Source organism: Streptomyces sp. NPDC006602 (genome assembly GCF_042870385.1).
GTDB lineage: Bacteria > Actinomycetota > Actinomycetes > Streptomycetales > Streptomycetaceae > Streptomyces.
Window position 1 is genome coordinate 169,417 of sequence record NZ_JBIAHG010000011.1, and the last position, 12,132, is coordinate 181,548.

Annotated in this window: 8 protein-coding genes and 4 pseudogenes; 3 read left to right on the forward strand and 9 right to left on the reverse strand. The window is 68.7% G+C overall.

From position 1 onward, the window contains the following. Positions 1 to 20: 20 nt before the first annotated feature. Together ACFYO2_RS26820 and ACFYO2_RS26825 are read left to right on the forward strand one after the other, a co-directional pair. Positions 21 to 284 (forward strand): hypothetical protein, encoded by a 264-nt coding sequence (locus tag ACFYO2_RS26820; RefSeq protein WP_388353978.1) that lies wholly within the window; start codon positions 21 to 23, stop codon positions 282 to 284. Beyond that, a complete protein-coding gene (locus tag ACFYO2_RS26825; protein ID WP_388353980.1) occupies positions 277 to 738 on the forward strand; it encodes a deoxycytidylate deaminase in 462 nt (153 codons plus the stop codon). Before ACFYO2_RS26820 ends, ACFYO2_RS26825 begins: the two co-directional genes overlap by 8 nt. Before the next feature lie 62 nt (positions 739 to 800). Here the strand turns inward: ACFYO2_RS26825 and ACFYO2_RS26830 are convergent, their stop codons facing one another. Then, positions 801 to 2,447 (reverse strand): recombinase family protein, encoded by a 1,647-nt coding sequence (locus ACFYO2_RS26830; protein ID WP_388353983.1) that lies wholly within the window; start codon positions 2,445 to 2,447, stop codon positions 801 to 803. Between the two features lie 62 nt (positions 2,448 to 2,509). Between ACFYO2_RS26830 and ACFYO2_RS26835 the strand changes: the two are divergent. Further along, positions 2,510 to 2,998: pseudogene (locus tag ACFYO2_RS26835) on the forward strand (CBS domain-containing protein); the annotation flags it as partial. Between the two features lie 392 nt (positions 2,999 to 3,390). Here ACFYO2_RS26835 and ACFYO2_RS26840 read toward each other — a convergent pair. The 8 genes and pseudogenes from ACFYO2_RS26840 to ACFYO2_RS26875 all read right to left on the reverse strand — a co-directional run bounded on the left by ACFYO2_RS26840 (position 3,391) and on the right by ACFYO2_RS26875 (position 12,009). Further along, complete coding sequence (locus tag ACFYO2_RS26840) at positions 3,391 to 3,819, reverse strand: hypothetical protein (protein WP_388354225.1); 429 nt, start codon at positions 3,817 to 3,819, stop codon at positions 3,391 to 3,393. Between the two features lie 77 nt (positions 3,820 to 3,896). Continuing rightward, positions 3,897 to 4,034: pseudogene (locus ACFYO2_RS26845) on the reverse strand (glycine betaine ABC transporter substrate-binding protein); the annotation flags it as partial. 92 nt (positions 4,035 to 4,126) lie between these two features. Continuing rightward, a pseudogene (locus tag ACFYO2_RS26850) lies at positions 4,127 to 5,083 on the reverse strand (carboxylesterase/lipase family protein); the annotation flags it as partial. 242 nt (positions 5,084 to 5,325) lie between these two features. After that, positions 5,326 to 6,762 (reverse strand): aldehyde dehydrogenase family protein, encoded by a 1,437-nt coding sequence (locus ACFYO2_RS26855; protein ID WP_388353985.1) that lies wholly within the window; start codon positions 6,760 to 6,762, stop codon positions 5,326 to 5,328. Further along, complete coding sequence (locus ACFYO2_RS26860; RefSeq protein ID WP_388353988.1) at positions 6,759 to 8,291, reverse strand: GMC family oxidoreductase; 1,533 nt, start codon at positions 8,289 to 8,291, stop codon at positions 6,759 to 6,761. The genes ACFYO2_RS26855 and ACFYO2_RS26860 overlap by 4 nt, the downstream gene beginning before the upstream one ends. 548 nt (positions 8,292 to 8,839) lie before the next feature. Continuing rightward, a pseudogene (locus ACFYO2_RS26865) lies at positions 8,840 to 9,934 on the reverse strand (N-acetylmuramoyl-L-alanine amidase); the annotation flags it as partial. 216 nt (positions 9,935 to 10,150) lie between these two features. Then, positions 10,151 to 10,720 carry a L,D-transpeptidase family protein gene (locus tag ACFYO2_RS26870; protein WP_388353991.1) on the reverse strand — a complete coding sequence of 190 codons (570 nt, stop codon included), beginning with the start codon at positions 10,718 to 10,720 and terminating at the stop codon, positions 10,151 to 10,153. 758 nt (positions 10,721 to 11,478) lie between these two features. Beyond that, positions 11,479 to 12,009, reverse strand: coding sequence for a hypothetical protein (locus ACFYO2_RS26875; protein WP_388353994.1), 531 nt, complete (start codon positions 12,007 to 12,009; stop codon positions 11,479 to 11,481). Positions 12,010 to 12,132: the final 123 nt, after the last annotated feature.

Here is a 12,132-nt window from a genome sequence, read left to right on the forward strand (position 1 = left end):
CGAGGATATGGAGATGGACTGTGAGTGACCGCGACTCGTTCGGCAACGTCATCGAGCCGGGGGATTACGCGCTCTCGGCTTCTACCAGTGGCGGTCAGGTCAAGATGGGCCGGATTGTTCAGGGACCTAATCAGCTCATGATTGAGGTGGACCACCTAAGCGTGTGGGGGACGGCTAAGACTCCAAGGAATCGCCGGACCATCCTCGGTTATAACGTCATCATCCTTCGCAAGGCTGACGGCTCGATCCCGCTTCCCATGGCAGCGGTGTTCGGTGATGACTGATCGTCCCTCTTGGGATGACTGGGCTCTAGGTATCGCTGACGCGGTAGCCCCTCGGGGGGACTGCACCAGATCACGTGTTGGTGCGGTCCTCCTGGACCGTAGGCGCCGTGTCGTCATGTCGGGGATGAATGGGACTGTCCCCGGTGAGAAGGGCTGTCTAGCGGGCGCCTGTCCACGAGGACGGCTGACGTATGAGCAGATACCCGCCGGCAGCGATTACGGGAACTGCATTGCGATCCACGCCGAAGAGAACTTGTTGATCAATGCCAGGCGTGAAGACCTGGAAGGCGGGACGGTCTATGTAACTCGTGCCCCGTGCTACCGCTGCTTGCCTCGCCTCAAAGCGGCTGGTGTTTTCCGCGTTGTGTGGCGAACGGAAACGGGCTGGGAAGCCAAGGTATTGGACTGGGGGAAGTATGACGCTGGAGGAATGGGTAAGGCGGGAGCTGGATAAGCTCCCGCCCTTCTCGGAGGAACAGGACCGAGACCTTCGTCAGATTCTCGGTCTGTCTGAGATCACCGCCGGGGAATGACCTTCAGTAGGTTGGGGTCGAACGGTGCTTTCCTCGACCGACCCTCCGGAATCGGCATGATGATGACGGCCCGGATAATCTTCCCAATGGCCATCCGCTTCTGAGTCAGGTCCATCGGAGGTATATCCTTCTCAGGGTCTCCATACCATCGCGACCGATCCCAGCCATTGAAGGCGTTTGTCTCGGCAAGCGCTACGTTGTGCTCTTCCCGGTCTTGCTCAAGACCCTTGATCTTGTCGTCAAGGCCGGGAAGCAGCTCATAGAACGTGTCATCATCAATATCGCCCTCCATCCACTTGGATGTGAGGGTCTTTTTTCGTTCCTTGATCTGCTTGAGAAGCTCCTCACCGTCCCAAGGGCTCTCCTTCTTGGGAACTGTCTTGTACCGGGCTTCGAGGGCAGCCACAACCAGGGCCTCAAGGTGCGCGTCCACTTCCTTCCCGTTCCGGGCGACGCCCCCACAGCCAAGCTCGTTGCAGACGTACTCATGCATATCAGGGTCCGCCTTAGTCGGTCGTCGAGTCCCTCCAATCTTCGTGTTGCACATGACGTCAACCGGGATATTGCCGCATCGGAGGTAGCCGCTGAACTTGTATTTACGGGCTCGTCCCTCTGGCGGGCCAGGGTTCTTTCCTCCGCCCTTGGTCAGTCTGCTTCCGGTTTTTGCGCCTCTCTGCTTTGAGAGGTTACACATATACTCCCACTCTTCCGGGGTGCCGATGGTCTCCCACTTGCCGACTACGGGGTTTCCGTCCTTGTCGACTACGAGCTTTCCGTTAATCTCTCGGTACCCGTAGTTAGTGGCATTGGTGAGGTACTGGCGGACGGTTTCGCCGCTCCACTCCGCTCCAGAGGCGCCCGTGATGCCGCGCTCACGGAGCCGTAGAGCAATGGTTTTCCATGCTGCCCCTTCCATGCCCCATTTCTTCATCTCGATAGCCCAGTAACCCTCTTCGGGGCAAAGCTTCTCGTTGACCTTGCGGCCCGTCATCGGGTCCTGAGGCAGGTACCCGAACCGTCGACGCCCGCCGGGTGTGGTGCCGTCCTGAGCCCGACGCTTGATGTCGCGGAGGATGCGTTCCTTGGTCTTGGTGACCTCTCCTTCAGAGACACCGGAGTTGACCAGGCCGACGATGTTCCCGCCGACGCTGGCAATGTCGTATTCCTTGCCACGCTCGATGAAGATTCCGTCTCCGGCGGTGATCACGGCACGGCGGAACCGGATGTAGTCCTCAGGCAAGCGCCACACGCGCTCATGCTCGGTGGCGACGATGGCGCGCACGGGGAAGCCCTCAGGGACCTTGCGGTGAAGGAGGGCCTTCGTCATCTCCAGGAAGGCCGGTCGGGTCACCTCAGGGTCAGCCGCAGTGATGTTGTTGTCTTCGTAGAAGCGGACGATGGCGATGTTGTGGGCTGCCGCAACCTCCTGGGTCTCCTCGTGTTGGTGGCGGACACCTACCCCCTTTTCCCGAGACAGGGCCTTCGTGGCCGACCTGAGGGCCTGGTCCCCGCTGATGCGGGCGTAGTCCAGGCCGGGCACACGGCCGTCTAGCCACTCCTCGAACGTCATGCCTTGCTGGATTGCCCGCACAAGCTCCGGGTTGAGGTAGCTCTTTGAGCTGCCTGCCATCGTCCCTCCCCTGGGTCTGCTACACCTAGGTTGCCTGCCGGGTGCCCGGCAGGCAACTGTCTTACGGTTCACAGATTGACTTAGACGAGTGGATGGCCGACTACGGTTTCCTCGAGGACGAGGGCCCCAGCGCCCGCGTCGCGGACGTCCTCAACGACAAGGTGCACGGCGCCATCCCGTCCCTCGTCCACATGCACCCGGACGAGACCGTCGGCCAGGCCATCGAGGTGCTGCGCGAGTACGGCGTCTCGCAGATGCCGATCGTCAAGCCCGGCGCCGGTCACCCGGACGTGATGGCCGCCGAGGTCGTCGGCTCCGTGGTCGAACGCGAGCTGCTCGACGCCCTGTTCACCCAGCGGGCCTCGCTCGAGGACCCGCTGGAGAAGCACATGTCCGCGCCGCTGCCCCAGGTCGGCTCGGGCGAGCCGGTCGGCGACCTGATGTCCGTACTGGGCGCGGCCGACGCGGCGATCGTCCTCGTCGAGGGCAAGCCCACCGGGGTGATCAGCCGGCAGGACCTGCTGGCCTTCCTCGCCAAGGGCGGGAAGTAGGGCCTGTGCTGCGGGCGGGCCCACAGGCGGGAAACGTCCGGTGAACAGGCCGTGGCCACGGCGAACTTGCGGTTTCCCACCTGAAAGGTGGACTTCGCAGAAGTGGTACGAGGGCGTCACGTCCACGCAGCACCCGCTTAACACGGGTCCGGCACATTAGTGGTTGTCGGCAGGGCGGGAGCGGCTCCCCGCCCCGGCCGGCACCAAAACGGCGTCACGGACCTCCGGAGCGGCTCCCGGACCTCCACAGACGCCTAGGACGCGCAGTCTGGCCCTGACCCGGCTCGCGTCCCTCGCGGGGACCGCCGTCGTCCCGCCCCCCGGCAACGGGGGTGCGGCGGTCCCCGCGCATAGCTTTTTCCGGGACCTTTCGGCCCACCTGAGTGGGCCGGTCAGTCCTCCCACTCGCTGTCCTGGGACGACCCACGCCTGCGGCCGCGGAACAGGCCCGGGTTGGTGCGGGCCACCTGGACGGCGTTGACCCCGACGATCCCGATCCAGGCGACGAGCAGGCCCGGCAGGTGGCCGACGCCGCCGCCGATCGCGGACAGCGGGATCGCCAGCACCAGCGAGACGATGCCGAAGCCGAAGCGCTCGCCCCAGGAGTCGGTCGCCTTCGGCGACCGGGAACCCCGGGCCACCACCATCTGCTGCTCGGCCATCTGCCGGCGCACCCGCCGCTCCACGGCCCCGTCGATCCGCTGGTCGACCTTCTCCAGGAACGAGTCGACCAGCGCGGACTCGTACTCCACGCCCAGTTCCCTGCGCGCCTGCAGGGTGGCGTCGAGTTCCTTCTTGAGTTCCGCGTCCCGCGCGTCCATTCCGGTCATGCGATCCACGTTAAGCAGCCGGGACGCCTGCCGCACTGGGGTTATCCCCCCGGTTCGGCAGGGGGTCTTCAGGCCCGCTGTGTCAGTCGGTGCTGCTCGGCGTACGCGTTCGCCACGTCCTCAGGGTCCTTCTTGTCCTTGTCCACTTGGCGGTTGAGCTCGGTGAGGTCTGCCGTGGTCAGGACGTTGCCGAGCTCGACGAGGGCCCGAACCGCTCGATCACCTGCTGGACGACGCTGCTCACCGAGTCGTCGCTGGTCACGTCGAGGGCGAGGAACGTCACACCGCCGTCAGAAGTGTCGTCGCGGGTGTGCCCGATGATCAGATCCACCTCGCGTGCGGCGCCGTCGGCGAGCGCCTGCCACGGTGCGGTCGGCAGGACCTCTCCGTCGACCACGGGGGAGTAGGCCGTCAACGTGTGCGCGATCGGTCCCCAGCGGTCCGCGTACTGACTCATCCGGGCGCCGAGGGCAGCCCCCGCCCCTGGGAGTTTGTGCGGATCCACCGCCGCGAGGTCGCTCACCGTGGGCCGCAGTCCCAGCTCGCCCGCGAGGGCGGTGGCGATGTCGGTGGCCAGCTCGTCGGAGAAGAAGGTGCCGGGCACGCTCTGTGCGATGGCCCGCCGGAACAGGCCTCGCGCGCTCGGCATCGCCAGCAGCGCGGCGACGGACCCGGCGCCGGCTGATTCGCCGAACACGGTGACCTGGCCGGGGTCGCCGCCGAAGGCGGTGATGTTCTCCCGCACCCACGTCAGGGCCGCGACCTGGTCGAGCAGTCCGCGGTTCGCCGGCGCCCCCTCGATGCGGGCGAACCCCTCCATGCCGACCCGGTGGTTGAAGGTCACCACGACGAGATTCCCGTCACGGGCCAGCCGGCCGGCATCGTAGGCGGGGTCGTCGACGGAACCGAGCTTGTAGGCACCGCCGTAGATCCACACCATCACCGGGCGCCTCGTCGCCGGGTCCGGATCCGGTGTCCAGACATTGACGGTGAGCCAGTCATCTCCTCCGGGCGGGGGAATGGGTATGGCAGGGCTCAACGGCTCCTGCGGTGGCGGGGGCCCGAACGCGAACGACTCGCGCGTGCCCTCCCATCGACGCACCGGCTGCGGCGCGGCGAAACGCAAGCTCCCCACCGGGGGTTCGGCGAACGGGATGCCCCGGAAGACCGCGAGACCGTCCTCCTGGCGGCCGCGCACGACGCCCCCCGCGGTGGCGACGTCGGGAATCGGTCCTGTGGTCACGACACTCCTCATTGAGCTCTGCCGACCGATGCGGTCGCTGTACGAAAACCAGGCGTCGGCTGCATGGCTCTTCAGGGCCCCGGACGGCCGCGCGGGTTTGATCGTGGAGCCGGGGCGACGACGAGACCCTCGTCCGGGCGTCCGGGCGTCCGGGCGTCCGGGTGTTCGGGTGTTCGGGCGGACAGGCCCCGCATCATCCTCAGGATCGTGCGGTCCGAACCCGCGGGGCTGTCTGTCCGTGACGGGCGGGCACCTCAGGCGAGCGAGGTCCACACGCTCTTGACCTCCGTGTACGCGTCGATGGCTCCGCTGCCCATCTCCCGGCCCCAGCCGCTGGCCTTGAACCCGCCCCAGGGGGCGGAGGCGTCCACGGGGTTGGGCATGTTGATGAACACCGTGCCCGCGCGGATGGAGCCCGCCACGCGGTGCGCCGCGCCGATGTCGCGGGTCCATACGGCCGCCGCCAGGCCGTACTCGGTGTCGTTGGCGCGGGCGACGGCCTCGTCCTCGTCGTCGTACGGCAGGATGGACAGCACCGGGCCGAAGATCTCCTCGCGGGCGATGCGCATGTCGTCCCGTACACCCGTGAACACGGTCGGCTGGTAGAAGAAGCCCGGCAGGTCGTCGACGGGGGCCCCGCCGGCGAGCAGCTGGGCGCCTTCCTCGACCCCGCTGCGCACCAGTGCGTGGACGTGGTCACGGTGTTCGCCCGTGACCAGGGGGCCGAGCTCGGTGTCGGGCGCGCTGCCCGCGCCGAGTCGCATCCCGCTGACGGCCTTGGCGCAGCGCTCGGCGAACTCGTCGGCGAGGGAGCGGTGGACGAGGAACCGGGTGTAGGCGGCGCACACCTGGCCGCTGTTGAGGAGCGCGCCCTGAAGACAGCCCGTCACGGCCGCGTCCAGGTCGGCGCCGGGCAGTACGAGGCTCGGTGCCTTCCCGCCGAGTTCGAGCGTGACCCGCTTGAGATTCCCCGCGGAAGCCCGGACGATCTCCCTGCCGGTCTCGGTCGAACCGGTGAAGGAGACCTTGTCCACGCCGGGGTGCTCCACGAGGGCCCGGCCGGCCTCGGGACCACCGGTCAGCAGGTTGATGACGCCGTCCGGCACACCGGCCGCCCGGCACAACTCGACGAGCCGCACCGTGGTCATCGGGGTCTGTTCCGCGGGTTTGACGATCACGGTGTTCCCGCAGGCGAGGGCCGGTGCGATCTTCCAACTCGCGATCATGAGCGGGAAGTTCCACGGGGTGATCAGCGCGCACACTCCCACCGGCTCGCGCTTGGTGTACTGCAGCACGCCGGGGAAGGACAGCGGCGCCGTCTCGCCGTAGATCTTGGTGACCCAGCCGGCGTAGTAGCGGAAGTGCTCGGCAGCAGCGGCAACGCTGACCGCCATGGAGACGCCGAGCGGCTGGCCCTGGTCGCGCGTCTCCAACTCGGCCAGTTCCTCGCCGTGTTCTTCGATGAGGTCGCCGATGCGCCACAGGATCCGGGCGCGGGCGGCGGGGGTGAGTCCCGCCCACTCCGGGTTCTCCAAGGCGGCGCGGGCGGCCTGTACGGCCGCGTCGGCGTCCGCGGTCCCCGCCAGGGACACCTGGGCGTGGGGCTGCCCCGTCGCCGGGTCCAGGGTCTCGAACTCCGCTCCGGAGGCCGCGGCTTGCCACTCGCCACCGATGAGAAGGGTTTTGGTCACAGTTGTGCTCCCAGGATGAGGTCGGCGCAGCGCTCGCCGATCATGACGGCAGGTGCGTGGGTGTTGCCGGAGGTGACGGAGGGCATGACGGAGGCGTCCGCGACGCGCAACCCGGCCACGCCGTGTACGCGCAACTGCGGATCGACGACCGCCATACGGTCGATGCCCATACGGCAGGTGCCCACCTGGTGGTGATAGCTGAGGAGGGTCCGCTTGATGTACGCGGCGACCTCCGCGTCCGTACGCACGTACGGTCCGGGTGCGACCTCGCGGGCCCGCCAGTCGCCCAGCGACTTCTCCTCGCCGATCTCCCGCACCTGCTGCACGGCCAGCACCATGGCCGCGAGGTCCGACGGCTCGGAGAAGTAGGCAGGATCCAGGGCAGGAGCCTGGGTGGGGTCGGCCGAACGCAGCCACAGACGGCCACGGCTGAGCGGACGGATCGTCCCGGCGAGGACCGAGAAGCCGTGGCCCTCCTCCGGAACGGTCATGTCGGGCACCGGCAGTGGCAGGTGGGACATCAGCGGCTGCAGGTCCGGCACGGCCAGCGCCGGGTCGGACTTGGCGAAGTAGTGGGCCTCCAGCGCGTTGGCCGTACCCTTCGGCACCGGCCGTGCCGACTCCCACACCACCGGAGCGAGGGTGTGGTCGTGCAGGTTCTCGCCCACTCCCGGCAGGTCCGCGGTCAACTCGATACCGAGGGCCCGCAGCTCGTCCGCCGGCCCGACCCCGCTGAGCAGGAGCAGCTGGGCCGATCCGATGGTGCCGCCGGACAGGATCACGTCGCCTTCGCAGCGCATCTCCGTCGTACGGCCCTCGCGCAGCAGCTCGACGCCCCGCGCCCGGCCGCCGTCCACCAGGACGCGCGTGACCGCCGCGCCGGTCATCACCGTCAGCAGCGCACTGTCGAGCACCGGCTCCATGAAGGCGGTCCACGCGCTGACCCGCCTGCCGTCGCGGATGTTGCGGTGCAGCAGGTTCACGCCGAGCTGGTCCTGGCCGTTGCAGTCGTCGTTGTACGGGATCCCGTAGTCCTGGCAGGCCTCGATGAAGGCGGTGGTGACCGGGTTGGGGGCGTGGTTCCGGCTGACGGGCAGCGGGCCGCCGGCCCCGTGGTAATACGACGCGCCGTCCTCGAAGTCCTCCGAGCGTTTGAAGTACGGCAGTACCTCGTCGTACGACCAGCCCGCAGCTCCCTGGTAGGCCCAGCTGTCGTAGTCGGCCCGGTTGCCACGGACGTAGATCATGCCGTTCAGGGCGCTGGAGCCGCCGAGGACCTTGCCGCGCGGCCAGAACACCTGGGTGCCGGAGGCGTGCCGTTGGCGTTCGGTGGTGTACGCGTGGTCCTGCGGGGAGTTCCACAGTTCCCACAGTCGCCCCGGGTCATGGATGGCCGGGTTGTCGTCCCGGTCGCCCACCTCGATCAGCAGGACGGTCCGGCCGGCGTCCACGAGTCTGCGCGCGAGCGCACAGCCCGCGGACCCGGCGCCCACCACGATGTGGTCGTAAACGGTGTGTGTTGCTCGCATGACGGGAGGGTCACAGGCGGACGGGCTGCCGGCTTGTGCCGTCGTGCACGGGCTGTTGCGGGGGCGGGCACGAACGGCTGTGCACGGGCGGGCGGACCGGTCCTGTGGCCGGGCGCACGTCGCCCCCGCAGGCCTGTGGGCGACCCGGCAGCCGCGGTGGGTGACCGGGCCGGAGCGCGCGGGCGAACGGCTGGTCCGAGGCAGCACGCGACGGGCCAGGACCACCTCGGTGGTCCTGGCCCGTCGTGGGAGTCGCAGAAGGGGGGCGGGTCAGGACACGGCGGCGGCGCTCGTGGTTCGCTCCGTGGCGCCGACGCGGACCGCCGCCGCGTTGACCGCCGCTGAGCGCTCGCTAGTGCTCTGACCGCAGATCTGCTGCAGCTTCTGCCCCTCCTGGTCGGTCAACCTGCGCACGCGGACAGGCTCAGCCACCGCACCCCCAGCACTCGGATCGGACGTCACGCAACATCCAACCGCCCCGACCACCAACCCGGCGAACCAATGTGGTCAGAGCACTAGCCGCCGCCGGACACTCGCCCGCACCGGGCCGCGGCATTCGAGGCGCTGACGGAGGTGTACTCGCCGAGGACCGCGATGCCGGTGGACTCGCGGTTCCAGCCGTAGGTGTGGGCGCCGAGCACCGGGAGGCCGACGCCGCCCTTGCGGCCCTCGAAGATGGTGCCGCACTTGTCGACGAGGAAGTTGTAGCCGACGTCGTTCCAGCCGTTGACCTGCGTGTGGTACGCGTAGATGCCCCGCACGACCGACGCCGAGTCGGCGCAGGAGTAGTCGTTGGCCCCGGTGGTGTGGTGGACGAACACGGCCTTCACGTCGGCGTTGTACTCGGACGGGTCAGGGCTGAGCGACTCGTCCGCGCCCCAGCCGGCGCGCGAGGTGATCGGCGGCTTGGGCACGGTGGACGGCGGCGCGGACGGCACGGTGGCCGACGGGCTCGGGGACGCACTCGTCGAACTCGAGGGGGACCCCGAGCCGGAGGGCGTCGCCGCGGCCGTGGTGTCGGTCGGCGTGGGGGACGTGGTGGTCTGGCCGTCCGTCGGCGTCGGGGACACACCGTCGGCGGGTGTCGCGGAATCGGTGGGCGTGGCCGCCGGGCTGCTCTCCTCGGCGGCGAACGCCGCCGGCTCGGTCGCCTTCGTCCCCGGCGTCGGTCACCACGCCCGGGTCGACCAGGTTGACCTCAAGCCCCTTGGGCAGCGCGCCTGTGGTGCCCTCGTCATGAACGACCTGAACCTGAACACCGTCGGAGGGACCGACCCACAGCGGCTCGGACGCGCCGCGCATCCCGGCCTCGGGATCCTCCGGCGGATCGATGTTCACTTCGAGGTCCTGCCAGCCACTCCACTCGCCGCTCTCCAGGCCGCGGGTACGCACCTGCGCCGTGCCGTCGAGCCGCTTGAGCGCCCCTGTCCAGGAGACGCCGACCAGCGAGAACTGCTTGGCGTCCGTACGCGACAGCTCCCGCTTGCCCTTTGCGGTTCCCTGCAGCGCCACGTCGTAGACCTTCACGGGCCGCTTGGCCCGGTCGCGCCGGGATCGGCGGACGGGCTGGCGACGGCGTAGGTCACCAGGCCTCCGCCCCCCACGATCACCGCTCCGAGTGTGAGCCAGGCACGCCGTTTCATGCTCAGCGGTCTGTATGCACGCGAAGTACGACGACTCAAGACGATCCACCTCGAAAAGGCCCGGGAAAGGCCGCAGAAGGAAGTCACGGGAGGCACACCCGTCACACAGATAGCCCGCTCTGCCAGCGCAGTACAGTCGCGAAACGTCACGGCCCAGCAAGACTGGGTGACGTAGATCACTGCGCGCGATGACCGGCAGCGGCCAGGGAAGACGGGTCAGCCGATGGCGATCCGGGGGTGGGCGGACGGTGTGATCCAGCTCATAATCCGGTCCATGGTGGCCCGAGACACGGAAACGCAGCCGGCCGTTGCGCCGTTGCCGTTGACGTGGAGGAAGATGCCGGCGCCGCGGCCGGGGGTGGCGGGCCACCGGTTGAAGTTGATGACGAGCGCCTTGGCGTACTGGGTGGGGTAGTTGACCAGGTGCTCGCTGCCCCGGTCGCCGGACTCGGTGAGCGGGAAGTCCGCGCCCTGCTCGCCGTGCATGGAGTTGTAGAACTTCGACTCGGGGTCCTCCACCCACCAGTCGTCGTCCGTGACCACGTGGTACGGCATGGCGGTGCCCCCGGCCACGACGCCGAAGCCCTCAGTGAGGGTGTAGGTGCCGGTGGGCGTGGTGTAGGTGCCCTGGCGGCGAGTCGCCCCGTCGGTCACGCCGTTGGAGCCGACCCGGCCCGCGCCCGTGCTGAACTGCGCTTTCCAGCCGGAGGATCCCTTGGCCCAGACGGTGACGGTGGCGTAGGAGCCACTGGCCTTGACGGTGATCAACTGGGCTGCGTCACCCACATCCACTGGCACCGGGAAGTCGGGGGCAGCAGGTGCCGGGGCCGCCGTCACACCGCCGGATCCCTCCCCTGTGCCGCTCGACGAACTGCCCTTCTCCTGCGCGGCACGACTGGCGACGGACGCGGTGACGGACGCCGAAGCCGAGGCGGACGGGCGGTCGGCGACGGACGGGCTGGCGGACGCGGAGGCACCCGGCGATGCAGATCCGGAAGCACCGGGAGAGCTCGCTCGGGGTGTCGGTGACATCTCAACAGAGTCCGAGCCCGCCTGCGGTCGGTCATCGTGCCCACCACAGGCGGACGTCACCGCCACAACACCGAGGACAGTGACGGTGGTCAGCAACCGCCGTGGGAAGACCCGCACAGTGAACTCCTCACAGAGCGAAGGCAGTAGGGAATGGCAGACGGGAATCGGGAACGCGCAGACGGGCACGGTGACGAGCCCGTCCGGCGACTTCCCAGCCGCCGTACCCGGACGGAAGGGCACACGACAGGGCGGCAGCACCGCGCGGACGCGTGCCGCGCGGCCTGCTAGAACGCCGTCTGCAACGAGCCGAGGTTGTAGTCATCCGGCCGAACCGGTGTCAAGCGAGGCGGCAAAGACATCGATCGGGCGCAATTCGGCCCAACAGGGTGTCTCTGTGATCCTCATCCTCACCGCCGGGGTCTTTGACCCCCCACCGGCGATCCGCACGCTTGTCCGCCCGGCGAGGCGCACGCAGATCGCGTCCCGAGCGGACGCAGAGGTAGGCCGGATCGTCAGCCCTCGGTCGCGTCCGTGCCGGGCAGGGTGCCGGAGCAGGTGGCGCGGCCGAACACGCCGGTAGCAGTGGCGCTTTGGACGTGCCGGCCGCGGACGGCGACCGCGCAGCGGGCCTGGCCGCCGCGCTCGCCGAGGACGATGCTGACGATCGGGTCCTGGCCGAGTGGTACGTCCACGGTCGTGTGCCAGGGCAGTGCGGCCGCCTTGACGACGGTGGCCTTTCCGGACTCGTCGCGGGCCTGGTAGCTGATGTCGGCGGTGCCGTCGCCGGTCACCTCGTAGGTCACCGAGGCGGTGGGGGTGCGGTGTTCCGGCGTGCCGTCGCTCGGGGCGCTGTCGAGGACCCCGTAGAGGACGAGCCCGGCGCAGGCGGCCAGCATCGCGGCACCCGCGATCAGGCCGGCGCGGTCGGCGCGACGGGACCGCGCGGGCTTTTCCGTTTCGGGCTCAGCATCCGGCCGCGTCTCGACTGCCCCGGCCTTTTGTGCGTCCCGGGACGTTGCGGATTCCCGGATTGTGTCGCCCATGTCGCCCATTGATTCTCCCCCTCGGAGCATTTCCGTGCTCGGGATCAGATTTGCTCGGCTCGGCTCGGCTTGGAACGCGGCGGTTATACACGATGGCGCGTGGGGGTGGCCAGCGAGCGGAAA